A 26107-nucleotide genomic window follows, 5' to 3' on the forward strand; every position below is an offset into this window, starting at 1 on the left:
ACGCGTGATTTCTCAAACAGCTTACAAAGAATCAATAGCTTGGCAAGGACAGAAGCCGGGTATCCGCTGCGACATTACGGCGTCGTCAAGCCGGGGTCGAATTTCGAGACATAACCCCATAAAAACAATGCACTACCGCGATTACCCCTCAATTACTAAAAAATTAGTTTGACACATGTGCGAAAAATCGCTGATGCTGATCGCCATCCGGTTCAAGCCGGATAACCATAAATTCTGGGAGGAAACAGATGCGGAGACATCTACTTTCCGCAGTGGCGGCGGCTGCCGTCATTGCGGGGCACGGTCCCGTTTGGGCCGACGAAGCCGCAGCACAGCGCTGGATCGACGACGAGTTCCAGCCATCGACCCTGTCGAAAGACGAGCAGATGGCGGAAATGCAATGGTTCATCGAAGCTGCACAGCCTTACAATGGCATGGAAATCAACGTTCTGTCAGAAGGCATTCCGACCCACTCTTACGAATCCGAGGTCCTGACCAAGGCATTCGAAGAGATCACGGGCATCAAGGTCAACCACCAGATTCTTGGCGAAGGCGAAGTTGTTCAGGCTGTACAGACCCAGCTGCAAACCGGCCGGAACCTGTATGACGGCTATGTCAATGACAGTGACCTGATCGGCACGCATTCGCGTCTGCAACTGGCCTATCCGCTGACCGATATGATGGGAGGCGACTGGGCAGGCACGACCTCGCCGACGCTTGATCTAGATGACTTCATGGGCATTCAGTTCACCACCGGTCCGGACGGCAAGCTGTATCAGCTGCCCGACCAGCAGTTCGCCAACCTCTACTGGTTCCGCAAGGACTGGTTCGATGATGAGGCCAACAAAGCCGCATTCAAAGAGAAGTACGGCTATGATCTGGGTGTTCCGGTCAACTGGTCAGCTTACGAAGACATCGCCGATTTCTTTACCAACGACGTGAAAGAAGTCGACGGCACCACGATCTATGGACACATGGATTACGGCAAACGTGCGCCTGACCTTGGCTGGCGTATGACCGATGCCTGGCTGTCGATGGCTGGAGCCGGAGATGTGGGTGAGCCAAACGGTATCCCGGTCGACGAATGGGGCATCCGCATGGAAGCGGGCACCTGCAACCCCGTCGGTGCATCCGTTTCTCGCGGTGGTGCGGCCAACGGTCCGGCTGCGGTCTATGCGATCCGCAAGTGGGATGAGTGGCTGCGGAACTATGCACCTCCGGGTGCGGCGTCTTATGACTTCTACCAGTCGCTGCCGGCGCTTAGCCAGGGCAACGTGGCCCAGCAGATTTTCTGGTACACCGCCTTTACCGCCGACATGGTCAAGCCGAAGTCCGAAGGCAACAACACCGTGGATGACGAAGGCACGCCTCTGTGGCGCATGGCACCCAGTCCGCATGGCCCCTATTGGGAAGATGGCCAGAAAGTTGGCTATCAGGACGTGGGATCCTGGACCTTCCTGAAGTCGACCCCTGCGGATCGTGCTCAGGCGGCGTGGTTGTACGCTCAGTTCGTGACGTCCAAGACTGTCGATGTGAAGAAGTCCCATGTGGGTCTGACCTTCATCCGCGACAGCTCGGTCAACCACGAGTTGTTCACGGAACGCGCACCCAAGCTGGGTGGTCTGGTCGAGTTCTACCGCTCACCCGACCGTGTGGCATGGTCGCCAACCGGTATCAACGTGCCGGACTATCCGAAGCTGGCCCAGATCTGGTGGCAGCAGATCGGTGACGTGAACTCGGGCGCCTTCACCCCGCAAGAGGCGATGGACCGTCTGGCCGAAGAGATGGACATCACCATGGCCCGTATGCAGGCCGCGGATGAAAGCGCCGGTGTCTACGGTGGCTGCGGCCCGCGCCTGAACGAACCGCAGGATCCCGCCTTCTGGCTGGAAAAGGCGGGCTCGCCCAAGGCCAAGCTGGACAACGAAAAGCCGCAGGGCCAGACCGTCAACTATGACGAACTGGTTCAGCGCTGGCAGTCTCAGTAAGCCTTTGAAACCCCGGGGGTGCCGTTTCAGGCATCCCCACCCCAAGACCAGTGCGTTGCACTGAAAGACCGGAATCCACCGACATGATCGAATTACAGGACGCGACCAAAAGGGTCGGCAACGTCATCCATATCAAACCCACTAATCTGACGCTGCAGACCGGCCATTTCAATGTGCTGCTGGGCGCCACAGGATCAGGCAAGACCTCTCTTATCAAGATGATGGCCGGGCTGGATCCGATTGCCTCGGGCAAGGTGCTGATGGACGGGCAGGACGTCACGCGGCTGAACACGCAAAAGCGCAAAATCAGCCTGGTGCACCAGTTCTTTGTGAACTACCCGCATATGACCGTCTTCGACAACATCGCCTCGCCGCTGCGCGTGGCGGGCATGGCGCAATCCGAAGTCGAAGGCCGCGTCGAAGAGGCAGCCGACCTGCTGCAACTGCGCCCGATGCTGCACCGCCGCCCACATGAGCTGTCGGGCGGACAACAGCAACGTACGGCGCTGGCCCGAGCAATTGCCAAGGAAAGCCGCGCGGTGTTTCTGGACGAACCGCTGGCCAACCTGGATTACAAACTGCGCGAAGAACTGCGTGAACAACTGCCCGATCTGTTCGCAGGTCGCGGTGCAGTGGTGGTCTATGCGACGTCGGAGCCCGAGGAGGCACTGCTGCTGGGCGGTCAAACCGCCCTGATGGAAGATGGTCGCGTGACCCAGTTCGGCCCAACCGCAGACATCTATCGCAACCCGGAAAACATCGCCGCCGCACGGGTGTTTTCAGACCCGCCCATCAATGTCGGCCACATCACCGTGTCAGGCACGCAGGCGCATCTGGCAGGCGGCGGAAAATGGACGGTTACCGATATCGCAGATGGTGAATACACAGTAGCGGTCCGCCCTCATCGTGTGACGCCGCTCCGGACCACGGACGCGGATGTAGAATTGACCGGTCGGGTCATAGTGACTGAGCTTTCGGGCTCGGATTCCAGCGCACATTTCCAGCATGGCGAGGATGCCTGGGTCTCACTGGCGACCGGCGTACATCCCTATCGGGTAGGAGAAGATCACGTATTTTACATGAACCCGGCCCATTGCCGGTATTTCGGCCAAGACGGCCAAAGGGTGGCCTGACATGGCGCAGATCAAGCTTTCAAACCTTCGCCACAGCTATATGCCATCGCCCAAAGGGCCCGAGGATTATGCGCTGAAAGAAATCGACGTCACCTGGCGCGATGGCGGGGCCTATGCGCTGCTGGGACCGTCGGGCTGCGGGAAGTCCACGCTGCTGAATATCATCTCGGGCCTGCTGACCCCGTCCCAGGGGCAGATTTTGTTCGATGATCGCGACGTGACCGCCCTGCCCCCAGATCAGCGCAACATTGCGCAGGTGTTTCAGTTTCCGGTGATCTACGACACCATGACCGTGGGTGAAAATCTGGCCTTTCCGCTAAAGAACCGGAGCGTCGATGCGGCAACGATAAAACGCCGCGTGGATGAGATTGCCGAGATGCTGGACGTCTCTGACATGCTGAGCACCCGCGCGTCGGGTCTGAGCCCGGATAACAAACAGAAAATCTCGATGGGTCGTGGTTTGGTCCGTGACGATGTCAACGCGGTGATGTTTGACGAACCGCTGACCGTGATCGACCCGCATCTGAAATGGAAGCTGCGATCAAAACTGAAAGAACTGCACCAGCGTGTCAAAGCGACGATGATCTACGTGACCCACGACCAGACCGAGGCGCTGACCTTCGCGGATGAGGTTGTGGTGATGCAGGACGGCGAAGTGGTTCAGATCGGCACGCCGGTTGAGCTGTTCGAGCGCCCTCAGCACACATTTGTCGGCCATTTCATCGGCTCGCCCGGCATGAACGTCCTGCCCTGCGAAGCCAAAGGCGACCGCGCTGTTTTCGAAGGCCACGAAGTGATGTTGGAAGGCCCAACCCATGGCGACGGCGGTCGCACCGATCTGGGCATTCGTCCGGAATATGTGAGCTTTGGAGAATCCGGTATCCCCGCGCAAGTGACCAAGGTCGCCGATATTGGCCGCCACTATGTGGTCAGCGCTATGGTCGGCAATACCGCCCTCAAGGCTGTCGCCGAACACAACGCACCCAACCCGGGATCACATGTTTTCCTGAAATTCAAACCTGAACAATCGCGCGTGTACCGCGACGGCTGGATCGCAACCAAGGAGCGCGGCAGATGAGAACGGAAAATCAAAGAGCCTGGTTCTTTGTCCTGCCGGTTCTGGCGTTGGTGGCCTTCAACGCGCTGGTGCCGATGATGACGGTGGTCAATTACTCGGTGCAGGAAACTTTTGGCAACAATCAGTTCTTCTGGGAGGGGCTGGGCTGGTTCGAGCAAATCCTGAGATCCGATCGCTTTCAGGCCGCTTTGGGGCGACAGTTCCTGTTTACCTTCATGATCCTGATCATCGAGGTGCCCTTGGGCATCATCGTCGCCCTGTCCATGCCGCGCAAAGGCTTTTGGGTACCGGTCTGTCTGGTTCTGATGGCCCTACCGATGCTGATCCCGTGGAATGTTGTGGGCTCGATGTGGAACATCTTTACCCTGCCTAAAATCGGCCTGCTGGGATATTTCCTGAACGACGTCCTGGGCATCAACTATGACATGACCCAACAGCCTCTGTCGGCATGGATTACAGTCATTGTGATGGATGTCTGGCACTGGACCTCGCTGGTAGTCCTGCTGTGTTATGCGGGCCTTGTGTCGATCCCCGACGCCTATTACCAGGCCGCCAAGATTGACGGCGCCAGCCCGTGGTCGGTGTTCCGGTATATCCAATTGCCCAAGATGAAGACGGTTCTGACCATCGCCATCCTGCTGCGGTTCATGGACAGTTTCAACATCTACACTGAGCCGTTTGTTCTGACCGGCGGTGGCCCCGGCAACTCGACCACTTTGCTGTCGATTGACCTTGTGAAGATCGCGCTGGGACAGTTCGACCTTGGCCCTGCGGCAGCGATGAGCCTGATCTATTTCGCCATCACGCTGCTTGTGTCGTGGCTCTTCTACACTCTGATGACAAAGGATGACGCAGAATGAAAAAGCGTTCCATCATCCCGATACTTTACATCGCGTTCCTGATGCTGCCGATCTATTGGCTGGTGGCGATGTCCTTCAAGACCACGAATGAGATCCTGTCGGGCTTTTCCCTTTTTCCCCAAACATTTACGCTGGAGAATTACACCACGATCTTCACCGACCCAACGTGGTACTGGGGCTACATCAACTCGATCACCTATGTGACGCTGAACACGGTGCTTTCGGTCTGTGTTGCCTTGCCTGCGGCCTATGCGTTCTCGCGGTATCGGTTCCTGGGTGACAAACAGCTGTTCTTCTGGCTGCTGACCAACCGGATGGCCCCGGCTGCCGTATTCGCGCTGCCGTTCTTTCAGCTCTACTCCTCTATCGGTCTGTTCGACACCTATCTGGCAGTGGCGCTGGCACACACGCTGTTCAACGTGCCGCTGGCGGTGTGGATTCTGGAAGGTTTCATGCGCGGCATCCCAAAAGAGTTGGATGAAACGGCTTACGTAGACGGCTATTCCTTCCCGCGCTTTTTCGTGACGATCTTCCTGCCCAACATCAAAGCGGGTGTGGGCGTGGCGGCTTTCTTCTGCTTCATGTTCTCTTGGGTGGAAATGCTGCTGGCCAAGACCCTGACGGCGGTTGAGGCCAAACCCATCGCGGCCGTGATGACACGCACGGCCTCCAGCGCGGGGTACGAGCTGGGCCTGCTGGCTGCTGCCGGCACTTTGACCATCATCCCCGGCGCCATCGTCATCTGGTTTGTCCGTAACTACATCGCGCGTGGTTTCGCGATGGGCCGTGTGTGAGGTTCGATATGCGTAAACTCCTACTCACCCTCCCCCTGCTTTTCCCGACAACAACGCTGGCTCAGACTGCCGGGTGGGGCAGCGTCGGCCAGCAAGAGGAAAAAGGGTTTTCCTGGACCGCGCCTTTGTGGCCGGATTTCTGGATGGCCTGGACCCCGGCAACACTGGCGGTGTTCGTGGGCATCTTCTCGGCCATTGCCCTGATTGGCATACTCGAAGGCACAAAGTTCCGCGACGGGATCGAACGGCGCGGAGTGCTGGGCCTGACGACCACATTGGGCGATCGGCTGTTCATCACCCTTCTGGGCTCGGTCTATATCTTTCTGGCGTGGCTTGGATTGGTGGGTCAGCCGGTTTGGACGCCGCTCTTCCTGTCTGTGGGCTGGGGCATCTTCGTGTTCTGGAAAGTTTGAGCTTTGCGAAATGGCGAAAGGATGCTTGTCTGTCAGGCATAATAAAAAATGCGACATGAAAGACCGATGCGAAAGAAAAAAACAACAAACCTGCTGACCGAAGTGGAGCTTGAGTTCATGAACGAACTTTGGGCACTGGGTCAGGGCTCGGTCCGTGACGTGCTTGATCGCCTGCCCCCGGAACGCAATCTGGCTTATACATCCGGCGCGACCATCCTGCGAATTCTCGACGAAAAAGGCTTTGTCGAAAGCCGCAAGGACGGCAAGACGCTGATCTATACACCGCTTCTGGAGAAAGACAGGTATCAGGCGCGATCGCTGCAGAACCTCTCCCGCACGTTGTTCGACGACACGCCCGCCTCGCTGGTGGCGCGTCTGGTCGACGACGCAGGGCTGAGCGAAGCCGATTTGGAGGATATTCGGGCACTGGTAGAGAGGAGACTGCAAAATGACAGCGGTTAAACCGGTTCTCGACGCGTATCTGGAATTGAACCTGGTCCTGGTCCTTGCGGCCATTGTGTGGCTGGTTGCCCGAGGCGTCCTGTCCAAAACGACACTGAGCCACGGTTTTGTGGCACAGCTGCGCGCGCTCAAGGCACTTTGTTTGTGTGTTGTTCTCAGCCCTCTTCTGGCGCTTGGCGTGTCCGCTCTGGCTGCACACGCCCCGGCCGGGGGGCCGGTAGCCATCGGCGATATCGCCGTGGCGGCTTATCTGCGCGGTGACATTGCGATGCCTGCGACCCAGTTCGAAGCGCTGCTGAACACGCGCCAGCGATGGGGCGAGGTGATCTTCAGCGGCGAGTATCAAATCGTGTCTGCGATCCTCGCGCTTATGGCGCTGGCCTCCTTGGCCTATGCCTTGCGCATTGTCCGCGACGGGCTGGCGATCCGGGACACAGTCAACAACAGCTTTCTGTGGCGCCACTCGGCCAAGGTGGACATCCGCCTGTCTGACCGCATCGCCGTTCCGTTCGCAGTGCGGGGCCTGCGCAGACGTCATGTTGTCCTGCCCAGCCATCTGCTGGACACCCCGCGCGAACTGCGCTTTGCCCTTGCGCATGAACTTCAGCATGTGCGTGCCGGGGATGTCGAATGGGAGCTGGGCTTTGAACTGTTGCGCCCGCTTCTGTTCTGGAACCCGGCTTACGTGTCGTTGAAATACCAGTTCGATCGGTTGCGAGAGCTGGCCTGCGATCAATCCGTCGTTGCCCGTTCTGGAATTGACGCGAGGGATTATACTTCGTGCCTACTGGACTATTGCGCCCGCACCGTGGTGCGTGGCAGCCCGCGGGTCCTGAATGTCGCTCTGGTTACAGGCGGCAAGGCGAAACGTGTGCTGCGCCAGCGGGTTATTGCGCTAGCAGATGCGCCAGCGGTTCAGTCCTCAATGCCGGTCATGTTCCTTGGCATGACACTGGTGTTCGCCACGGTTTTGGGTCTGGGTGCTGCCTCGGTTCAACAGACCGAGGATTGGACCCATGATCGCCTGATGTTGTCCACTGTGGTCAATCTGGAACGCTTGGAAGCGCGCAATCAGGGCAACTAGCCCAGGCCTCTACCAACCTCGCCGCCCAAACAGAGCCTGCAACCGGGTTTGCCCTGCAAAGGGATCAACCGGTTGTGGTACCGCCAGAGTGGACACGACCCGGCGGACCAATACCCAGCAGATCACCGCAAAGATAACGCCGCCCAACGCCTGCCCGATCAGCACACCGGGCGCGCCTGCGATATAGGCACCGGCCACGGCAAAAGGCCATGTGCCCAAAGTATGCCGCCCCCAATTGACCCAGGTCGAATACACCGGATGCCCGAGATTGTTGAAACTGGCATTGGCCACAAAGATCACCCCGTTGAAAAACGACGCCAGCGCCAGTGGACCACAAAACAAATAGATCAGCGCCCGGGTCTCGCCCTGCGCCTGAAACAGGTCGGCGATGGGCGCGCGCAGCAGGAAAAGCGTGGCGGCCATTAGGCAGACGTAAACGGCGGTGAATTTGACACCGGCCAGAAAGGCATTCTTCACACGGTCATATTGCCCTGCCCCGAAATTTTGCCCGACGATGGGACCAATGGCTCCCGAGAGGGCAAACACGACCGAGAACGCAACGGGGGTCAACCGCCCTATGACAGCCATCCCGGCCACCGCATCGGTTCCGAACTGAGCAACTTCGCGGATAACGATTGCATTGCCGATGGGGGTGGCCACGTTGGTCAATACAGCAGGGATAGCAATTGCGCGCACTGGCCCCAAATCCGAAACCACCTGTTTTAGCGATGGCCGGGCGAAGCCACGATGCACGCGCAGCGCGGGCCGGATTGCGGCGACTAATATGAAAATGCGAGCAATGACCGAAGCTATGGCCGCCCCATCCAAGCCCAACCCCACGGCAAAGATCAGGATCGGGTCCAGCACAGCGTTTACCACGCCGCCATAGATCGTGGCCTGCATTGATCGGCGCGCATCGCCATGCGCGCGCAACACAGCCATTCCCGTCATGGCCAAAGCCATCACCCACATGGTCGGCAGAATGATTGTTATATAACGCGCCGCAAGGCGGAGTACCTCACCTTCGGCCCCCAGTATGGACAGGAAAAAGGGCAGGTTAAACAGAGCACTGACAGACACGGTGAAACCGACCAGAATGCCCAGAATTGCCACGCTGGTCGCATATTGGCGAGCCTGTTCCGACCGCCCGGCACCCAGTTCCTTGGCCACCAGCGCTCCGGCCGCGATCGATAGGCCAACATTGATGGAATTGGTAAAGAACAACAGCGTTCCCGCATAGCCGACCGCAGCCGCCAAAGCGTCATTGCCCAGCATGGAGATGAAAATCATATCGACGAAATCGACCGCAAAAATCGCCATCAGGCCAATGCTGGTGGTCAACGACATACGCGTCACGTGACGCATCAGGCTGCCGGTCAGAAAAACCGCCCTAGGTTCGGATTGTGTTGCCATACCGGATTGCTGCCCTCGTGTCCCAAACCAAACTGCCCGTGTTTCATCCCCTGTCGCAACAACTAATCCAACAAACGCAGGCGATCAGGGCGTGTCTTTGTGTTCAGCGTTCAGCATATCCCAATCAAAAACCACCCCTGTTCCCGGAGTATCGGGGGCCACGGCCTGGCAATCCTCAACAACCAGCGGACGCTGTGTGTATTGGTCTATCGGAAACGAATGAACTTCCAGCCAGCCCGGATTTGGTTGCGCGGACACCAGGCTGACATGCAGCTCCTGCATGCCATGGCTGCACACCGGAATACTGTGTTGGGCGCTGAGTGCGGCCACCTGCAACCACCCCGTGATGCCACCACAGTTGGACGCGTCGGGTTGAATGAAACTCAGACTGGCATCTGCAAACGCATACTCGAACTCATGGATCGTGTGCAGGTTTTCCCCCATCGCCAAGGGCACACCGGTTTCCGCCGCAATACGACCATACCCCTTGTAGTCATCGGGAATGATGGGTTCTTCGAACCACAAGATGTCGAGCTCTGAGAACCCACGCGCCGCCGAAACCGCCTGATCGACGGACATTGAATAATTGGCGTCGACCATAAAAAACCTATCCTGGCCAAGCAAGTCGCGCACCGCCGCTGCGCGCCTCAGGTCCTCGGACAACTCTGGCTGACCCACCTTGATTTTAACACCGTTAAATCCGCGCTGCAGATAGCCTTCGGTTTGCGCCAGTAGTTTTTCCAGAGGGAAGTTCAGGTCAATTCCCCCGGCATAGGCCTTACAACGATCTGACACACCCCCGGCCATTTTCCACAAAGGCTGACCGCTTTGTTTCCCGCGAATGTCCCACAGTGCGATGTCCACAGCCGAGATCGCAAAAGAAGCGATGCCACCCCGAGCAACGTAGTGCACATGCCACAGCATGGCATCGTACAAAACCTCAATCTGATTGCTGTCCTTGCCGATCAAAAAGGGCATCAGATCGTGCTGGATCATCGCCAGCACCGCATGACCGCCCTTGCCGCCGGTATAAGTGTACCCCACGCCTTCCACGCCTTCTTCTGTGCGCACCGTGACGGTGATCAGTTGGAAAAAGGTGTGGTCACCATGTTTGGCGTCCACCAGCACTTCGGCCAGAGGCACGTTGAACAGTTGGGCCTGAACCGAGTGTATCTTGCTCATGTTGTGCCGCGTACGGGACGATCATTGTCGATGTTGAAGATCATCCCGTCCAAAAGTTCATCCAGATCGGGACGGGCCGCCGGACCGTTTGAAATATCAGCCAGCATCAAGCTTCCGTCCGGGCGCATCGCAAACATGCCCGGTTCTGCAAAAGGCTGATCAGTCTCGGCTTTGGACAAAGGGTCAGACACGTAAAGGCCAAGGTCCCGCATCTGAGGCACCGTCAACCCGTAACACAGATCAAAACGCCACTCGAACTCTTCTCGATCAGCCACGGCTTTGTCTTTGGTGTCGGCGGACAGGACGATCACATCCATTTTCGCAGTCCAGTCTGACAGCTGATCGTTCAGCTTGTTCAGATACCGTTTACACCGCGGGCAGTGTCGACCACGATAGACAAACAATACGGACCAGCGCTGTTTTGGCTGGCCGATTTCGCAGATACCGCCATCCACATGTAAGAAACGTGTTGGCTCAACGCGTTCGCCAACATTGGGTTTTGAGTGTTTCATGCGGTCTCCTATTCTTAGATTTCTCGGCCTCCGGGCCCATGTCAATCCACGGTATCCAACTGCGTCTAGCCTTTATTTCTGGCACGTAGTGACCAACCCGCATACGGCTAAAACACCAACTGAACTTTCATCGCACAAGACCGATCCGAGGCCATTTCAAACGCCTTTACAGCTTCCGACACATCAAAGCTGTGGGACACAAGCTGATCCACATCCAACAACCCGGCCTGCATCATTTGCACTGCTGTCCTGAACTCGGCGTGAAATCGGAATGAGCCGCGCAGAGTGATCTCTTTTGCCGTGATTTTCTGCATCGGGACCTGCATATCTCCGCCCAGACCAAGCTGGATCACGAGGCCACCGGGGCGCAAACCATCAACACCAGAAGCCAGCGCCTGTGGGGCCCCCGAGCACTCCAAATGCACGTCAATCTTGCCTTTTCCGTCTTGAAACTGCGCCAGAGCATCAGGATCAATTTGGATATTGATGACGTCATCCGCGCCGCAGGTCTGGGCCAGCCCAAGCGTAAAATCCGACAAATCCGTCGCAATGATGCGGGCTGCGCCTGCACGGCGGGCGGCAAGGATCACAAGGCATCCGATCGGACCGCAGCCGGTGACAAGAACGGTCTTTCCAACGAGGCTACCGGCTTGTCGAATGGCGTGAAGGCATACGGCCAAAGGTTCGGCCATCGCAGCTTGCGCCGCCGTCAGCCCATCAGCCGGAATACACTGGTTTGCCTTTGCAATCAGCTTTTGCTGAAACGCACCCTGAATATGAGGAAAAGGCATCGCGCTGCCGTAGAACTGCATGTTGAGGCAATGGTTTTGCTGCCCGTTCAAGCAGTATTCGCAGGATTGACAGGGCCGGGATGGGGACACAGCCACCAATTGTCCAACTTGTAATTCTGTGACCCCTTCCCCCAGCCCGGCAACCGTTCCTGCCACCTCGTGCCCCAGAACCATGGGTTCGCGCAGGCGGATCGCTCCGAATCCTCCGTGGGTATAATAGTGCAAGTCCGATCCGCAGATGCCCCCCGCTTTCATCTCGATCAGCACGTCGCCGGATCCGGGGCCTGGCGTTTCACGCGTTTCCAACCGCAAGTCCCGCGCAGCGTGGACAACAACACAGGCATTGGCGGCTGTCATGTCTTTATCCTCTATACAGTGCGGCAAAAGATACGGATAGTCGGGGCCATCCACCAAGGGGTTTTTCAAGATGGCTCTTCAAATGTTTGACCTGACCGGGCGGCGGGTTCTGATCACGGGCTCCAGCCAAGGTATTGGTTTCGCGTTGGCCAAAGGTATGGCCGGTGCAGGCGCCGAGATCGTTGTGAACGGCCGAGACCCCGCCAAAATCAGCGCCGCCGCAACCGAGCTGCGGGCCGACAAAGCAACGGTTCACGAGCTGGCTTTTGACGTCACGGATCATGACGGTGTTCGGACGGCAGTGGACAGCTTTGAAGGTGCGGCCGGTGCGATTGATATCCTGATCAACAATGCCGGAATGCAGCACAGGACCGAGCTGCAGGATTTTCCCGCCGACGCTTTTGAGCGTCTTTTGCAGACCAATATCGCCTCGGTCTTTCATGTAGGTCAGGCCGTTGCACGCCACATGATCGATCGGGGAGCGGGCAAGATCATCAATATCGCGTCGGTACAGACGGCTTTGGCCCGGCCCGGGATCGCGCCCTACACCGCCACCAAGGGCGCGGTGGCGAATCTGACCAAAGGTATGGCGACGGATTGGGCCAAATACGGGCTGAACTGCAACGCAATCGCGCCCGGTTACTTCGACACCCCACTGAATGCGGCGCTGGTTGCCGACCCCGAATTCAGCGCCTGGCTGGCAAAACGCACCCCGGCGGGCCGCTGGGGCAACGTAGATGAGCTGGTGGGCGCGGCGATCTTCCTGTCGTCTGCAGCATCCAGTTTTGTGAACGGCCATACGCTGTATGTGGACGGTGGCATAACCGCATCGCTGTAATGTCGGGTCAGCGCCGATCATAGGCTCGACACCACGGCCACGCCAACCACGATCATCAGGGATGCTGCCATCCCGACATTGATGTTTCGCTGTGTTGCTCGGTTAAGATTCAGACTGCCCAACCGAGCGCCCGCGCTGAGCCATATCAGGTGAACTGGTAACCAGATAATGTTGAAAAAAAACAACTTTATCACGACTTCCCAAAACGGGGCCTCGGGCAGAAAGGCAAAACCGGAAAACAACGCGGTACCAACCACATAGGCCTTGGGGTTGATAAACTGCAACGTCAGCCCGTTGAAAAAACCAAGCGGCTTTTCAGCGGCGGAAAACCCGATCTTCGATCCCGTACTGGCGATACGCCACGCGAGGTACGTCAGGTAGCCAACCGAGGCAAGGAACAACATGGATCGAAGCGCCGGTACCGCCAGCACAAGCGCGGCGATCCCACTCACAACCAACATCATGTTGATGAAGCCGCCCAACATCAGCCCACCCACAAAGCCGAATCCGGCACGATAGCCGAAGGCCGCGCCGATCCCTGCAGTCGTCAAAACCCCCGGCCCCGGCGTGATCAAAAGGAAAAAGACTGCAATAATAAATTCAATCATTGCAGCACTGCGCCATCACAGGTCTTTGCACTCAGGGACGGGCGTCAGAACAGTGCCATCGTTGAGGTGCTGCAACAGGTTATCGACGGTCAGGTTACCCATCGCCGCCCGTGTTTCGACCGTGGCGCTGCCCGCATGCGGTAACAGCACCACATTGGACAAGTCACGCAGGGCCTGAGGCACGCGTGGCTCGTCGCGGAAAACGTCCAGCCCTGCCCATCCAAGCATGCCGCCCTGCAGGGCAGCGATAAGCGCAGGCTCATCCACAACCGATCCGCGGCTGACATTGATCAATGTTCCGCGAGGACCCAGAGCTTCAATCACCTCTTCATTGACCAGCTTGTCGGTTGATGAACCTCCCGGTGTGATACAGATCAGGACATCCACATGGTGCGCCATCGCGATCAAATTGTCGAAATACTTGTAGGGCACGTCTTTTTTGCTGCGGGTGTGATAGGAAATCTCGGGGTTCCACGGGCCCAGCTTGCGGGCAATAGCCTGCCCGATACGCCCCAGCCCCAAAATACCAACTTTCTGTTCGTCTGCCGACCGGGTCAAAGGTGCGTTGCCATTGCTTTCCCAGTGTCCCGCCCGAACAAAGGCGTCATCGCGCACCAACTCGCGGTAACAGGACAACAGCAGCAGAACAGCCGTAGTCGCCACTTCTTGGTTCAAGACGTCCGGCGTATGGGTCACTACCACACCCCGGCTGGCTGCAGCATTTGCATCAACGGCATCGTACCCCACGCCATACACGCTGATCACCTTTAGATTTGGCAAGGAGGCCATCAGGTCAGCAGGCACCCCGTCATGGCCGTTGGTGACGATATGGGTGATGGCGTCCGCATCAAACGCATCACGCCGGTGAATATTGAACGCATCCGACAAACGAGTACGCATCGCCTCTGTGATACCGCCGATTTGCAGAAGATCAGCCATTGTGACCGCCTGCCTGGGGGCACCATCCGCCCCTTTTGTGAACCAAAACCATCCCCAAATCCTTCAGTGATTGTCGCGGGGCACGTGTTTGCGCGCGATATCACGATACGCATCCGCCCCTTTCAAGGTCATGCCGCGATCCAGCCGGTCGACCTTTTCACGGAAAATCTCTTGCCAGGGGGATTGATTGGCGGGAATGCCATACCCCCCTGCAGCCTCAAGCGCACGGGCTCGTTCATTCAGTTCGTCCAGCGGCACCAACATGTTCGCAGAGCCTTTTCCTAGATCAATGCGCAGGCGATCTCCGGTTTGCACCAGCGCCAATCCTCCGCCATCCGCCGCCTCGGGTGACGCGTTCAGGATCGACGGGCTGCCGGACGTGCCCGATTGCCGCCCATCGCCGATACAGGGCAACGCCTCGACGCCGTTTTTGATCAGATATGAAGGCGGGCGCATATTCACCACTTCAGCCGCCCCCGGATATCCTTTGGGGCCCGCGCCCCGCATGATCAGGATGCAGTTTTCGTCGATCTCTTCGGACGGATCGTCAATCCTGTGGTGAAAATCCTCGGGGCCGTCGAAAACAACCGCCCTGCCTTCAAACGCATTTGGATCATTCGGGTTCGACAGATAGGCGGCACGGAAAGCGGGCGAAATCACGGATGTCTTCATGATCGCGCTTTCGAACAGGTTCCCTGACAAGTTTAGGAACCCAGCCTGCTGCTTGACCGGATCGCTCACCGGTGTGATCACATCCGCATTCAGGGATCGTCGGTTCACGCAGTTTTGGCCGATGGACTGCCCGTTTACCGTTATGGCGTTTGGGTTCGGCAGCAGACCTGCCTCCATCAACTCTCCTACCACGGCGGGCACGCCACCGGATTGCTGGTAATCCTCACCTAGGTATTTTCCTGCGGGTTGCATGTTGACCAGCAAGGGAACATCGTGCCCCAGCGCCTGCCAGTCATCATTGTCCACCGCAACGCCCAGATGCCGGGCAATGGCGTTCAGGTGGATCGGCGCGTTGGTCGACCCGCCAATCGCCGAGTTGATCACAATCGCGTTCTCAAACGCGTCGCGCGTCATCACGTCGCTTGGGCGCAGGTCTTCCCAAACCATGTCAACAATGCGTTTCCCTGTTTCATAGCTAATCTGTCCCCGCTCACGATACGGGGCGGGAATGGCGGCACAGCCGGGCAGTTGCATACCCAAGGCTTCAGCAAGGGAATTCATCGTGGTGGCCGTGCCCATCGTGTTGCAATAGCCCACTGACGGAGCCGCAGCGGCTGCGATCTCCATGAATTCATCCGTATCGATCTTATCGGCGGCCAAGTCTTCGCGCGCCTGCCAGATCACGGTGCCCGATCCGGCCCTTTCACCCTTCCACCAGCCGTTCAGCATGGGGCCCACGGACAGCGCAATCGCAGGGATGTTCACCGTTGCCGCTGCCATCAAAAGCGCGGGCGTGGTCTTGTCGCACCCGATGTTCAGAACCACCCCATCCAGCGGATACCCGAACAAGCTTTCGACCAGCGACAGGTAAGCCAGGTTGCGATCCAGCGAGGCCGTGGGGCGCTTACCGGTTTCCTGAATCGGATGTACAGGTATTTCGATGCATGTCCCCCCGGCCGCGATGATGCCATCGCGAACACGTTTGGACAGCTCGATATGGTGCCGATTGCAAGGGCTCAGATCACTGCCGGTTTGCGCGATTCCGATGATCGGCTTGCCGGATTGCAGCTCTTCCCGGGTGAGGCCATAGTTCAGATACCTTTCAAGGTACAATGCCGTCATTTCCAGATTGTCGGAGTTCATAAACCATTTGCGCGACCGCAATTGGTCCTTCGTAATTTTCTGAGCCATGGCCTGACCAGCCCCCATCGATGATTTGCTGTGGCGCTGCCAACCTCGCTTTCTGCGGCCGGGGCGTCAATCTCGAAAATTTAATTATTTTCGTGATTTTGCTCGCCAATCGTCTAATGCCACATTAATTGAAACAAACCTGAGTTTGCGGAACGCTCGGCTTCGAACGCACTAATCCATCGCAACATCTCTTTGAAAGGACTTGCCAGCATGCCCCAAAACAGCCGCGTGACGTTGATAGGAACCGGCCTGATGGGTGCGCCCATGGCCCAAAACTTCTTAACCGGTGGGATCGATCTGACCGTCTGGAACCGCAGTACGGACAAGGTAATACCGCTGGTAGACCGCGGCGCCAAAACCGCCCCAACAGCTGCCAAGGCCGTTGCGGGCGCGAGTGTCCTGATCACGATGCTGTCAGACGGGTATGCAACCGAGGCCCTGTTGTCCGATCCTGAATTTCGCCAGGCACTGTCGCCCGGAATGGTTTGGATCGATATGTCCAGCGCTAAGCCGGAACATGCCCGCGAACAATCTGCCCTTTTGCACACATTGGGTGTGGCACATCTGGACGCGCCGGTCTCGGGCGGCACCAAGGGCGCAGAGGCGGGGTCGCTGGCGATCATGGTCGGCGGTGAAAAAACCACCTTCGATCAGGTGACACCTCTGCTTTCGACCATGGGGCGTCCGGTTCATGTCGGCCCGTCAGGCGCGGGACAGCTGTGCAAACTGGCCAATCAGACCATCGTGGCCGTCACGATCTCGGCCGTGGCCGAAGCAACCTTGCTGGCCGAGAAAGGCGGTGCGGACCCGGATGCCCTGCGTGCAGCCCTGAAAGGTGGGTTTGCCGACAGTGTGATCTTGCAGCAGCACGGCGCAAGGATGTCCGAAGGTGATTTTGAGCCCGGCGGTTTGTCAAAGTTCCAACTCAAGGATCTGGACAACACGCTGGCCGAGGCAGCTGCGTTTAACCTGAGGCTCCCCTCAACCCAGGCCGTTCGGGATCGGTTCGCGTATCTGGTCAACGAAATGGATGGTGCTGACCTGGATCATTCCGCCTTGTATCAGGAACTAAAGAAACAGAACGGCCTGTCATGACGCAGGTTCTAATCATTGGCGCAGCCGGAATGCTGGGCCAGAAACTGACCCGACGCATTCTGACAGAAAACACCTTTGGCCCTGCGGACCGTCTGATGCTGTTTGACAGGGCGTTTTCCGACACTGCACCAGGTGTGACCCCCTTAACGGGTGATCTGACCCAACCCGGTATGATCAAATCGCTTGCTGCCAGTCGCCCGGACGTGATCTTTCACCTTGCCGCCATCGTCTCGGGTCAGGCTGAGGCTGAATTCGATCTGGGCTGGAACGTCAATCTGATGGCCATGTGGGACTTGCTGTCCGCACTCAGGCACGAGCATGAGGCATCAGGTGGGCAGTACCGGCCACGGTTGGTCTTCGCCTCATCTATTGCGGTTTTTGGTGCACCATTTCCGGATCGGATCGAAGACGATTTCCTGTGCGCTCCGTTGACCAGTTACGGGGTTCAGAAAGCGGCGTCAGAGTTGATGATATCGGATTTCAGCCGCAAAGGGTTTATCGACGGGCTTTCGCTGCGCCTGCCCACTTTGTGTGTGCGCCCCGGAAAAGCAAACCTGGCGGCGTCGTCCTTTTTCTCGGGCATTATCCGAGAGCCGCTGAACGGGGATTACGCCGTTCTGCCGGTTCCAGATACGGTGCGCCACTGGCACGCAAGCCCCCGCGCCGCTGCCCGATTTCTGACTCACGCGGCCGCGTTGGACACGGATCAGTTGCAGGGCCGCAATGCGCTGAACATGCCGGGTGTCAGTTGCACCGTTGCCGAGCAGATCGAGGCCCTGCGCAATGTGGCCGGGCAAGCCGCAGTTGACCTGATCAAATCCGAACCGGACACAACCATCGGGAACATCGTTGCAGGCTGGCCGCGCGATTTTATTCCCGAACGGGCCCGCGCCCTTGGATTTGAGGCCGAAGGCAGTTTCGAAGAGATTATCAAGACTTATCTGGAAGACGATTTTACCGGTTAATCGCCCATCGTCTTTCCGGTCAGATGACGCGCCAGATGGTCGTGGATTTTTTGACGCGTCAGGTCTTCGTCCCCGGACAAAGCCGCATCCAGAATACTTGCGTGATGCTGGATATTTGCCGAAATGAACTCGAACCGTCGGTCTGCGACCATCAATTGCTGCCGGAACTGTGCGTAAATGCGCCCGTGCATCTGTTTTAGCGTCTCTGACCCGCAAGCCGAAATCAGCGTCTGATGAAACTCGTTTTCCGAGGCAAACCATATGCTGACCAGATCGCTGGGGTCATCCTTGGCATGGATGCGCTTTTCGATGTGGCTCAGCTTGTGATGCGCGGCGGTCAGGCGGGCCTCCCAATCCACGCCGCCATTGCGGATGGACAAAACCGTCCCCTCGCCTTCCAGCAATATCCGCAAATGGGTCAGTTCGATCAGTTTCTGAGACGAACGGATAGGAACCCGAAAACCGCGCTGTTCCTGAAAATCAGCCAGACCAACCGTAGACAGGCGGAACAGCACTTCACGCACGGTACTGGCCGAGCACCCAAATTCCTTGCGCAAATCCTCGGCCCTCAGTTTTGCGCCGTGTTCGAACCTGTTTGATACAAGCCTGGCTTTAAGCTCTTGGTAGATATCAACTTCGCTGCTCATTCGTATACGTGTCCCGGGTTCTGGTCTGCTCTGGTCGTAACTCGATTTTCGATTTTATGCAATAATCTCGAAATTTTTTCAAATTTCACATTTTGCTTGTTGCAATCGATTCGCCGTCCTAACGTCGAACGGCGTTCGTTATCAAGGAGGCAAAAAGACCTTCAGCATGCCACGCTCAACGTCTGGGAGGACAATATGAAGTTATTGACGACAGCGGCCGCTGTGGCCGTAGCGACCACCATGGCGGCGACCTTTGCTACCGCCGAAACAACCAAACTGCGCATTCAGACCCATTTCTCGCCTGAACAGCTGTCGGGTAAGATGGCGGCCAAATTTGTCGAAGACATCACCGAGATGTCGAACGGCGAGATCGAAGTTGAGATGTTCTATTCCTCATCGGTTGTGAAGTCGGTCGAAACCTTTGACGCCGCCGCAACCGGTATTCTGGATTGTGACATGACCGGAGGTGGTTATCAGACCGGTAAGAACCCGGCCTTCCAATTCGCTGGCGATCTTCTGGGCGGATACCAGAACCCTTATCAGCAAATGGCGTGGCTATTGCATGGCGGCGGTCGGGATGCTCTGAACGAGCTCTATAATGGCTATGACATGGAATTCGTTGGCTGGTGGATTCCGGGCCCTGAATCTCTGGCTTCGACCAAGCCGATCAAGACGGCTGCCGATTTCAAAGACTGGAAGTTCCGCTCACCTCCGGGTCTGGCGACCAAGGTGTTTGCCGAATTGGGTGCTTCTCCAATCGTGATGGATTTCAACGAAATTTTCACCGCGCTTGAAACCGGCATCATTGATGGTGCTGACGCGGCGAACCTGACCAACAATGTGGGTCTGGGTCTGTATGAAATCGCCGGGCACACCAACTATCCGGGCTTCCATTCGATGCCAGCAGACCACCTTGCCTGCCGCAAGGATGTCTGGGATTCCATGCCCGCGCATCATCGCAAGATCATCGAAGTCGCCATGGACAGCCTGGCGCTGCACAATGCGACCATCAACGAAGTGCAAAACGCCCAAACCGCCAAGGATCTGCGCGCGCAGGGCATCGAGTTGTATGAGTGGTCGCCCGAGGATCTGGCTGCGTACCGCGCCGCCGTGCAGGTTGGTTGGACAGACTTTGCAACCACACCTGAATCCAAGGCGCTTTTGGACAGCCACATCGCGTTCCTGAGAAACCTGGGTGCGATGGACTAATCGGCGCTTCGCTGAGAACACCTGTTGGAAAGGCTGCCTCGGTGACCTTTCCGCGCTCCTCTCGGGTTCGTGGATTTCATGAAAATCACCAAAGTCATCAGTCACGTTCTGCGCTACGACATGCCCGAGGTGCCGGGATATTCGCAGCAGTATTACCGCCAACGTACGGCCCACCTGGTTGAATTGCCGACCGACGAGGGCATAACCGGATGGGGAGAGCGCTTTGACCCCAGCAACTTGGCGTGTGCAAATCAAGCCGAAGTTCAGGCCTTGATCCAGCCTAAGACACTGGGGATGAAGCCAAATTCAGACGTCAAATTGTGCACAGCCGTGCGACGCGGTATCGACGACACCTATCCGTTTCAGATTAAGGACAACACTGGCCGGTTCAAGGCCCCCAAGGTCCCCGGTATCGGTGTGACGCCGGATCGGGATTTCATTGATCACTTTCGGATAGCTGCCTAGCGGCGAAGGGATAAGCGATGCAACGATCGACAGGCGGGTTGGTAGAATGGCTGGTGCCTTTGGCATTTGTCGCAACGGCCAGTTGGCTGGTCTGGCATTTGCCCGCGTTTTTGCTGGACTGGCTGCCCTATACGTCTGAGTCTCTGAAAGGTCAGGTCGAAGAGATTTACCTGCGCAGCGATGTGACCCCGAACATGCCCGGAGTATTCGGCGCGCATATCGACATGATCGATATCATCGCGCTTGTTCTGTTGCCGATACTTGCCGTTGTCGGCACGCGCACGGTGCGTCTGGCGGCCATGGAATACGGCGGCTCCAGCGGCATTGATCGCTTTGCCCTGTTCATCGGGCGCGTCACCATGATGATGATTGCGATCATGACCATTGTGATGCTGTACGAAGTGTTCATGCGCTACATTCTGGAAAAGCCGACCGAATGGGCCAACGAGATGACCCTTTGGTTTGCCAGCTTCGTCTTCCTGATGTCTGGCTATTACGCCATGCAACAGCGCAGCCACATCCGAATCTTCCTGCTCTACGATTCAGTGCCACGCTGGCTGCAACGTGTCTTTGACACAATTTCAACTGTTCTGATCGTCATGTTCGCCTTCTTTCTGGTCTATGGAAGCTACAAGCAGGTCTTCGTGAATAAGCTATACAAATGGGAGCTTTACGGCTCGGCCTTCAACCCTCCCATTCCGGCGACGCTGCAGCCAATGGTGCTGATCGTGATCACACTGGTGGCCATGCAGGCCATCGTTAACCTGTTCGCCGATTGGAACAAAGAACCCGAGGTTCACACCGACGAACCGGATGATGAAGAGATAGAAATGCTCAAGAAAGCGGTGGGACAAGACTGATGGACATTGGAACAATTTCACTGATCCTGATGGTCGCCCTGATCGTGCTTTTGGCGATTGGGATGCCATTGGGTCTGGCGTCTGCGTCGCTTGCGGTTCTAGTCCTGGTTTTGAAGTTCGAACCGACCCTTCTGTTGAATCCGTTTTCCTTCGGAGACGGAATGCTGACCGGACGCCCAGGAACCGGGCCGCTGTATATTCTGGCACAGAAAATATATGGGCTTTTAACGGATTACGTCCTCATATCCGTGCCGTTGTTCATTTTCATGGCATCCCTGCTGGAACGGTCCGGTATCGCCAAGGACATGTATTCCTCTCTGAATATCTGGCTGTCGCGCACACGGGGCGGGATCGCCATTGTCACCTCAATCATGGCGGTGATCATGGCGGCCATGTCCGGGATCATCGGGGGTGAGGTGGTTCTGCTGGGGCTGATCGCCCTGCCCCAGATGCTGCGGCTTGGGTACAATCAGAACCTGGCGATTGGGGTGATCTGCGCCTCGGGCTCATTGGGTACGATGATCCCGCCGTCGATTGTTCTTATTATCTACGGCCTGATCACCGAAACCTCGATCAAGTCACTGTTCACCGCGTCCTTCATCCCTGGCTTCATGCTGGCGTCGATGATCATCCTCTACATCGTGGTCCGTACCCGGCTGAACCCCGACGACGCCCCTTTGCCCGAACCGGACCCAAGCGATCCCGAGCCCGTCGAAAAGCGCAAGCTGTTTGGTGCATTCCTAAGCATCGTCGTCGCCGGGTTTTCGACTACGCTGTTTATCCGCGCGGCCTTTTTTGAGCTGTCTGGATCAAACGCTGCAAGTCAGGGTGAACCCGCCCGGCTTGGGACAATTGATCACCTGCCCTGGTTTGCAGGGATTACCATCGTCGCGCTGCTTCTGATCTTTTTCGTCTTTGGCAAAGAACGCGCAAAGATCGGGTGGGACATGGGCAAAGGACTTGTTGCCCCGCTGGTCGTGATTGGCGTTGTTCTGGGATCGATCTATGGTGGGATTACCGGGATCACCGAAGCCGCTGGCATGGGGGCCTTTGCCGTTCTGGTCATTGCCTTCCTGCGTGGCGAAGGCTCGTTCGAGCTGGTGTGGGACAGTCTCATGCGCACGCTCAAATCCACGGGCACGATCATTTGGGTCACCATCGGGGCTGCGGCGCTGGCCGGTGCGTATACTATCGCCGGAGGGCCGCAATACGTGGCCGATCTGATCGTCGGGCAAGAGCTGCCGACAATGCTGGTCATTCTGGTCATGATGCTGATCCTTCTGTTCATGGGGGCGTTCATGGACTGGGTCGGTATCGTACTGCTGATCATCCCGGTCTTCCTGCCCATCGTCCTGCGCCTGCCCATCGAAGAGATTGGCCTCATCGGGCAGCTGGAACCCAGCCAGGTGGCCATCTGGTTCGGCGTAGTTTTCTGCATGAACATGCAGGTCAGTTTCCTGTCGCCCCCGTTTGGACCGGCTGCATTTTATCTCAAATCCGTGGCCCCGCCGCATATCAGTCTGACAGACATTTTTCGGGGCTTCCTGCCCTTCATTGGTATTCAGTTGGTGGCCCTGTCGATCCTGCTGATCTGGCCAAGCATAATTGCATTGCTGCTGTAGGAGCCATCCAATGCTGACACAGAACCAAATCTTACAGTTCCAAACCAACGGATATCTTGTCGTGCCTGATGTGATCCCCTCAGACATCCTTAAGGCGGTCAAAGACGAGTATTCCGCTCTGCTCGACGGACTATATGACGGGTGGTATTCGCAAGGTCTGGTTGAAACACCCCCCGACTTGCTGGATTTCTGGGGCAAGCTGCTGACCGCTTATCAGGCTGGCTGCGATTACTTTCAGCCGATGGACATTTCGCTGCCCGGTGACCGGATCATGGCAGACACCCCGTTTCACATCGGCCCCGCCATGTTTGACATGCTGACTGCAGACCCTCTTTTGGACGTTGTCGAATGTATTATCGGCCCCGAATTGACCAGCAACCCGATACAGCATGTGCGCCTGAAACCACCGGCCACGCAGTTATCCCAGGACGAGGTCCGTGCGCATATCACTGCAACCGACTGGCATCAGGACCGAGCCGTTGCGCTGGAAGAAGCGGATCGAACCGAGATGGTCACCGTCTGGATCGCGGTCAATGACGCCACCGTAGACAACGGATGTCTGCAAGTGCTGCCGAAAACAGCAGATCAGGATATCCTGCCCCACTGCGCCCGTACCCAGACCGGAATCGCAGACGGATTCATCGACGAACACAGCGCGGTACCGCTGCCGATAACGGCCGGGGGGGTTGTGTTGTTTCATCCACTTACGCCGCATGCTTCGCTGACCAACACCACTGATGCCTTTCGTTGGTCATTTGACATCCGTTACAGCGCAACCGGTCAACCCACGGGCCGAGGCCATTTCCCAGAGTTCGTGGCCCGATCCCGCACCAACCCAGAAATCGTATTGCGGGATTGGACCACCTGCAAAGCCCAATGGGAAGCCGCCCGTACCCGCCTTGCGGGACTGGCGCATATAGACATTCACCGGTGGCGCTCGGATTCACCCTATTGCGCCTGAAGGCCCACATTTCGGAGGAATGATGTGAAACGTCTTCTTGTCGTCGGTGGCGGGCTGATCGGTATCCGCCATGTCCACGCCGCGCAGGCGCATCCGGATTGCGTTCTGGTCGGGCTTGCTGATCCGGACAGATCCATAAACACCGATGCCCCGCGTTTTGACGCGATGGAAGATGTCGATTGCCCGGTCGACGGTGTGATCATCGCTACACCAACACATCTGCACACAGCGCATGGCATACAGGCGGCCGAACGCGGGTGGCATATGCTGATCGAGAAACCCGTGGCAGGATCAATCGAAGACGCAAACCTGCTGGGCCAAGCGGTGGCCAGTGCGCAGGTGTCGTCGCTGGTGGGTCACCATCGCCGGTATCACAATTTAGTTCAGCATCTGAAATCCGTTCTGGCCGATGAGAGAATCGGACAGGTCATCACCGTTTCGCTGATTTGGGCGATGCGCAAACCAAATGCCTATTTCGACCAAAACTGGCGCACATCTGGCGGTAGTCCGGTCATGATCAACCTGGTGCATGATATTGATCTGCTGCGATTTGTGATCGGTGAGATTTCAGATGTTGCGGCATTGCGCGGCCCATCTGTCCGAGGCAGCACACGGGTGGAAAGCGGTGCCGTTGCTTTGGCGTTTGAATGCGGTGCCACGGGGACGATCAGTTTTGCCGATACAGCGCCCAGCCCCTGGGGGTTCGAGGCGGGAATAGGCGAAAACCCCAACATCGGCACCACCGGGCAGGACATGATGTGGATCACGGGCACCAAGGGCGCGATCAGCTTTCCGTCGATGACCCTGTGGCACGGCGAAGACTGGGGCATACCCGCCCAGCAGATACCGCTGGAGCTGACCAGCAATCCGGGCCGACCGCTCGATGCTCAACTGGACCATTTTCTTGCGGTGATGGAGGGTGCAGACCCTTTGACGGACGTCGCGGACGCGGCGCAAACCCTGGCCGTTGCAATGAAGATCGAACAGGAACTGGCCGCTCAGAAAAATCGCCGAATGTAACACTATGGGGCCTGATAAAGACCTCACACCGATCAACGAGACTTGGAAGGACACCCGATGAGCAAACCGTCTATTGGATTTATCGGCTTGGGAATGATGGGGGGGGCGATGGTCAACCGCCTGCAGGACCGCGGCTATAATGTCACCGTGTTGGGCAATCGGGATCGCACCTATTTGGATGCCGCCATTGCGCGCGGCGCGACCGAGGCTGCAACTGCCCGCGAACTTGCCGCTGCCAGCGACATCGTCATGCTATGTATGGGTACCTCGGAACAGGTCGAGGGGCGCATGCGCGGACCGGACGGCGTGCTTGCCGGATTGCGAAAAGGCGCGGTAGTTATCGATTTCGGCACCTCTCTGCCCGGCAGCACAAAACAGCTTGCGACTGAGGTATCCGAAATCGAGGGGCAATACCTGGATGCTCCGCTGGGGCGCACCCCGTCGCATGCGCTGGATGGTCAGCTCAACATCATGACCGCCGGTGACAAGGTGGCATTCGATGCGATAGAGCCGGTGCTGAAGGACCTTGGAGAAAACGTGTTCTACTTGGGTGCGTCAGGTTCTGGACACACGATCAAGCTGATCAACAATTTCTTTGGAATGACCGTGGCCAATGCCATGGCCGAAGCGTTTGCCATGGCGGATGTGGCTGGGGTCGCACGCGACCAGCTGTACGATGTCATGGCAGCGGGCCCACTGCATTCGGGGATGATGGATTTTGTCAAAGCCTATGGTGTCGACAATGACCCCAACCAGCTTGCGTTTGCCATCAAGAACGCCGCCAAGGATCTGGGCTATTACGCGCGCATGGCCGAAGAAAGTGGCGTCAACAGCGTCATGTCCACAGGCACCTTGGCTGCGCTAAGCGACGCACGCGATAGTGGGCAGGCAGACGACATGGTAAGCCAGATGGTCGACTACTACGCCAAACGGTTCAAAGGCTGACCT

Annotated in this window: 26 protein-coding genes; 18 read left to right on the top strand and 8 right to left on the bottom strand. The window is 57.4% G+C overall.

The window, feature by feature from the left end; all coding sequences use genetic code 11:
- Positions 1–248 precede the first annotated feature (248 nt).
- The 8 genes from SJY13_RS06185 to SJY13_RS06220 all read left to right on the top strand — a co-directional run bounded on the left by SJY13_RS06185 (position 249) and on the right by SJY13_RS06220 (position 7812).
- Complete coding sequence (locus tag SJY13_RS06185; protein ID WP_377188978.1) at positions 249–1988, top strand: ABC transporter substrate-binding protein; 1740 nt, start codon at positions 249–251, stop codon at positions 1986–1988.
- An 83-nt stretch (positions 1989–2071) separates the two neighbouring features.
- Positions 2072–3121 (top strand): ABC transporter ATP-binding protein, encoded by a 1050-nt coding sequence (locus SJY13_RS06190; protein ID WP_377188981.1) that lies wholly within the window; start codon positions 2072–2074, stop codon positions 3119–3121.
- Position 3122: 1 nt separating this feature from the next.
- A complete protein-coding gene (locus SJY13_RS06195) occupies positions 3123–4199 on the top strand; it encodes an ABC transporter ATP-binding protein (RefSeq protein WP_377188984.1) in 1077 nt (358 codons plus the stop codon).
- Positions 4196–5059 (top strand): carbohydrate ABC transporter permease, encoded by an 864-nt coding sequence (locus SJY13_RS06200; RefSeq protein WP_085821869.1) that lies wholly within the window; start codon positions 4196–4198, stop codon positions 5057–5059. Before SJY13_RS06195 ends, SJY13_RS06200 begins: the two co-directional genes overlap by 4 nt.
- Entirely contained in the window at positions 5056–5853 is a 798-nt protein-coding gene (locus SJY13_RS06205; RefSeq protein ID WP_085821870.1) for a carbohydrate ABC transporter permease, read from the top strand. The genes SJY13_RS06200 and SJY13_RS06205 overlap by 4 nt, the downstream gene beginning before the upstream one ends.
- Positions 5854–5861: 8 nt before the next feature.
- Positions 5862–6266 carry a DUF2160 domain-containing protein gene (locus SJY13_RS06210; RefSeq protein WP_377188988.1) on the top strand — a complete coding sequence of 135 codons (405 nt, stop codon included), beginning with the start codon at positions 5862–5864 and terminating at the stop codon, positions 6264–6266.
- Between the two features lie 66 nt (positions 6267–6332).
- Positions 6333–6728 (top strand): BlaI/MecI/CopY family transcriptional regulator, encoded by a 396-nt coding sequence (locus SJY13_RS06215; RefSeq protein WP_085821872.1) that lies wholly within the window; start codon positions 6333–6335, stop codon positions 6726–6728.
- Positions 6715–7812: a M56 family metallopeptidase gene (locus SJY13_RS06220; RefSeq protein ID WP_377188992.1), complete on the top strand. Its 1098-nt coding sequence runs from the start codon at positions 6715–6717 to the stop codon at positions 7810–7812. The genes SJY13_RS06215 and SJY13_RS06220 overlap by 14 nt, the downstream gene beginning before the upstream one ends.
- Positions 7813–7821: 9 nt before the next feature.
- Here the strand turns inward: SJY13_RS06220 and SJY13_RS06225 are convergent, their stop codons facing one another.
- From SJY13_RS06225 to SJY13_RS06240, 4 genes are all read right to left on the bottom strand, one after another.
- On the bottom strand, positions 7822–9225 hold the full coding sequence (locus SJY13_RS06225) for an MATE family efflux transporter (RefSeq protein WP_377188995.1): 1404 nt from the start codon (positions 9223–9225) through the stop codon (positions 7822–7824).
- 84 nt (positions 9226–9309) lie between these two features.
- Positions 9310–10407, bottom strand: a complete 1098-nt coding sequence (locus SJY13_RS06230) for a mandelate racemase/muconate lactonizing enzyme family protein (RefSeq protein WP_377188998.1) — start codon at positions 10405–10407, stop codon at positions 9310–9312.
- Positions 10404–10919, bottom strand: coding sequence for a redoxin domain-containing protein (locus SJY13_RS06235; RefSeq protein ID WP_085821875.1), 516 nt, complete (start codon positions 10917–10919; stop codon positions 10404–10406). Before SJY13_RS06235 ends, SJY13_RS06230 begins: the two co-directional genes overlap by 4 nt.
- 107 nt (positions 10920–11026) lie before the next feature.
- Positions 11027–12067, bottom strand: coding sequence for an L-idonate 5-dehydrogenase (locus tag SJY13_RS06240; RefSeq protein WP_377189001.1), 1041 nt, complete (start codon positions 12065–12067; stop codon positions 11027–11029).
- A gap of 70 nt (positions 12068–12137) precedes the next feature.
- On the opposite strand from SJY13_RS06240, the gene SJY13_RS06245 reads away from it, so the two are divergent.
- Positions 12138–12905 (top strand): SDR family oxidoreductase, encoded by a 768-nt coding sequence (locus SJY13_RS06245; protein ID WP_377189004.1) that lies wholly within the window; start codon positions 12138–12140, stop codon positions 12903–12905.
- Between the two features lie 17 nt (positions 12906–12922).
- Here the strand turns inward: SJY13_RS06245 and SJY13_RS06250 are convergent, their stop codons facing one another.
- The 3 genes from SJY13_RS06250 to SJY13_RS06260 form a co-directional block, all read right to left on the bottom strand.
- Positions 12923–13513, bottom strand: a complete 591-nt coding sequence (locus tag SJY13_RS06250) for a LysE family translocator (protein ID WP_377189007.1) — start codon at positions 13511–13513, stop codon at positions 12923–12925.
- 15 nt (positions 13514–13528) lie between these two features.
- A complete protein-coding gene (locus SJY13_RS06255) occupies positions 13529–14452 on the bottom strand; it encodes a 2-hydroxyacid dehydrogenase (protein ID WP_377189010.1) in 924 nt (307 codons plus the stop codon).
- 63 nt (positions 14453–14515) lie between these two features.
- A complete protein-coding gene (locus SJY13_RS06260) occupies positions 14516–16315 on the bottom strand; it encodes an IlvD/Edd family dehydratase (protein ID WP_377189013.1) in 1800 nt (599 codons plus the stop codon).
- 210 nt (positions 16316–16525) lie between these two features.
- Here SJY13_RS06260 and SJY13_RS06265 point away from each other — a divergent pair, with 210 nt between their 5' ends.
- Positions 16526–17410, top strand: a complete 885-nt coding sequence (locus SJY13_RS06265) for an NAD(P)-dependent oxidoreductase (RefSeq protein ID WP_377189016.1) — start codon at positions 16526–16528, stop codon at positions 17408–17410.
- A complete protein-coding gene (gene denD / locus SJY13_RS06270; RefSeq protein ID WP_377189019.1) occupies positions 17407–18375 on the top strand; it encodes a D-erythronate dehydrogenase in 969 nt (322 codons plus the stop codon). Before SJY13_RS06265 ends, denD begins: the two co-directional genes overlap by 4 nt.
- Here the strand turns inward: denD and SJY13_RS06275 are convergent.
- Positions 18372–19022 (bottom strand): GntR family transcriptional regulator, encoded by a 651-nt coding sequence (locus tag SJY13_RS06275; RefSeq protein ID WP_085821881.1) that lies wholly within the window; start codon positions 19020–19022, stop codon positions 18372–18374. The genes denD and SJY13_RS06275 overlap by 4 nt on opposite strands.
- Positions 19023–19217: 195 nt before the next feature.
- Here SJY13_RS06275 and SJY13_RS06280 point away from each other — a divergent pair, with 195 nt between their 5' ends.
- The 7 genes from SJY13_RS06280 to SJY13_RS06310 all read left to right on the top strand — a co-directional run bounded on the left by SJY13_RS06280 (position 19218) and on the right by SJY13_RS06310 (position 26104).
- Entirely contained in the window at positions 19218–20231 is a 1014-nt protein-coding gene (locus SJY13_RS06280) for a TRAP transporter substrate-binding protein (RefSeq protein WP_377189022.1), read from the top strand.
- 78 nt (positions 20232–20309) lie between these two features.
- Positions 20310–20696, top strand: coding sequence for a hypothetical protein (locus SJY13_RS06285; RefSeq protein ID WP_377189025.1), 387 nt, complete (start codon positions 20310–20312; stop codon positions 20694–20696).
- A 17-nt stretch (positions 20697–20713) separates the two neighbouring features.
- Positions 20714–21556 carry a TRAP transporter small permease subunit gene (locus SJY13_RS06290; protein ID WP_377189028.1) on the top strand — a complete coding sequence of 281 codons (843 nt, stop codon included), beginning with the start codon at positions 20714–20716 and terminating at the stop codon, positions 21554–21556.
- Complete coding sequence (locus SJY13_RS06295; protein ID WP_377189031.1) at positions 21556–23178, top strand: TRAP transporter large permease; 1623 nt, start codon at positions 21556–21558, stop codon at positions 23176–23178. The genes SJY13_RS06290 and SJY13_RS06295 overlap by 1 nt, the downstream gene beginning before the upstream one ends.
- A 10-nt stretch (positions 23179–23188) precedes the next feature.
- Positions 23189–24139 (top strand): phytanoyl-CoA dioxygenase family protein, encoded by a 951-nt coding sequence (locus SJY13_RS06300; RefSeq protein WP_377189034.1) that lies wholly within the window; start codon positions 23189–23191, stop codon positions 24137–24139.
- Between the two features lie 24 nt (positions 24140–24163).
- Positions 24164–25159 carry a Gfo/Idh/MocA family protein gene (locus SJY13_RS06305; RefSeq protein WP_377189037.1) on the top strand — a complete coding sequence of 332 codons (996 nt, stop codon included), beginning with the start codon at positions 24164–24166 and terminating at the stop codon, positions 25157–25159.
- Between the two features lie 42 nt (positions 25160–25201).
- Positions 25202–26104, top strand: a complete 903-nt coding sequence (locus tag SJY13_RS06310; protein ID WP_377189040.1) for an NAD(P)-dependent oxidoreductase — start codon at positions 25202–25204, stop codon at positions 26102–26104.
- The last annotated feature ends 3 nt before the right edge of the window (positions 26105–26107 follow it).

Origin of the sequence: Ruegeria meonggei, assembly GCF_042768335.1 — a bacterium.
In the GTDB taxonomy this organism is placed as follows: domain Bacteria; phylum Pseudomonadota; class Alphaproteobacteria; order Rhodobacterales; family Rhodobacteraceae; genus Ruegeria; species Ruegeria meonggei.

Coding starts and splice junctions, on each gene's coding strand:
- SJY13_RS06185 (WP_377188978.1), top strand. CDS start 249: ATGCGGAGACATCTACTTTCCGCAGTGGCGGCGGCTGCCGTCATTGCG.
- SJY13_RS06190 (WP_377188981.1), top strand. CDS start 2,072: ATGATCGAATTACAGGACGCGACCAAAAGGGTCGGCAACGTCATCCAT.
- SJY13_RS06195 (WP_377188984.1), top strand. CDS start 3,123: ATGGCGCAGATCAAGCTTTCAAACCTTCGCCACAGCTATATGCCATCG.
- SJY13_RS06200 (WP_085821869.1), top strand. CDS start 4,196: ATGAGAACGGAAAATCAAAGAGCCTGGTTCTTTGTCCTGCCGGTTCTG.
- SJY13_RS06205 (WP_085821870.1), top strand. CDS start 5,056: ATGAAAAAGCGTTCCATCATCCCGATACTTTACATCGCGTTCCTGATG.
- SJY13_RS06210 (WP_377188988.1), top strand. CDS start 5,862: ATGCGTAAACTCCTACTCACCCTCCCCCTGCTTTTCCCGACAACAACG.
- SJY13_RS06215 (WP_085821872.1), top strand. CDS start 6,333: ATGCGAAAGAAAAAAACAACAAACCTGCTGACCGAAGTGGAGCTTGAG.
- SJY13_RS06220 (WP_377188992.1), top strand. CDS start 6,715: ATGACAGCGGTTAAACCGGTTCTCGACGCGTATCTGGAATTGAACCTG.
- SJY13_RS06225 (WP_377188995.1), bottom strand. CDS start 9,225: ATGGCAACACAATCCGAACCTAGGGCGGTTTTTCTGACCGGCAGCCTG.
- SJY13_RS06230 (WP_377188998.1), bottom strand. CDS start 10,407: ATGAGCAAGATACACTCGGTTCAGGCCCAACTGTTCAACGTGCCTCTG.
- SJY13_RS06235 (WP_085821875.1), bottom strand. CDS start 10,919: ATGAAACACTCAAAACCCAATGTTGGCGAACGCGTTGAGCCAACACGT.
- SJY13_RS06240 (WP_377189001.1), bottom strand. CDS start 12,067: ATGACAGCCGCCAATGCCTGTGTTGTTGTCCACGCTGCGCGGGACTTG.
- SJY13_RS06245 (WP_377189004.1), top strand. CDS start 12,138: ATGGCTCTTCAAATGTTTGACCTGACCGGGCGGCGGGTTCTGATCACG.
- SJY13_RS06250 (WP_377189007.1), bottom strand. CDS start 13,513: ATGATTGAATTTATTATTGCAGTCTTTTTCCTTTTGATCACGCCGGGG.
- SJY13_RS06255 (WP_377189010.1), bottom strand. CDS start 14,452: ATGGCTGATCTTCTGCAAATCGGCGGTATCACAGAGGCGATGCGTACT.
- SJY13_RS06260 (WP_377189013.1), bottom strand. CDS start 16,315: ATGGCTCAGAAAATTACGAAGGACCAATTGCGGTCGCGCAAATGGTTT.
- SJY13_RS06265 (WP_377189016.1), top strand. CDS start 16,526: ATGCCCCAAAACAGCCGCGTGACGTTGATAGGAACCGGCCTGATGGGT.
- denD (WP_377189019.1), top strand. CDS start 17,407: ATGACGCAGGTTCTAATCATTGGCGCAGCCGGAATGCTGGGCCAGAAA.
- SJY13_RS06275 (WP_085821881.1), bottom strand. CDS start 19,022: ATGAGCAGCGAAGTTGATATCTACCAAGAGCTTAAAGCCAGGCTTGTA.
- SJY13_RS06280 (WP_377189022.1), top strand. CDS start 19,218: ATGAAGTTATTGACGACAGCGGCCGCTGTGGCCGTAGCGACCACCATG.
- SJY13_RS06285 (WP_377189025.1), top strand. CDS start 20,310: ATGAAAATCACCAAAGTCATCAGTCACGTTCTGCGCTACGACATGCCC.
- SJY13_RS06290 (WP_377189028.1), top strand. CDS start 20,714: ATGCAACGATCGACAGGCGGGTTGGTAGAATGGCTGGTGCCTTTGGCA.
- SJY13_RS06295 (WP_377189031.1), top strand. CDS start 21,556: ATGGACATTGGAACAATTTCACTGATCCTGATGGTCGCCCTGATCGTG.
- SJY13_RS06300 (WP_377189034.1), top strand. CDS start 23,189: ATGCTGACACAGAACCAAATCTTACAGTTCCAAACCAACGGATATCTT.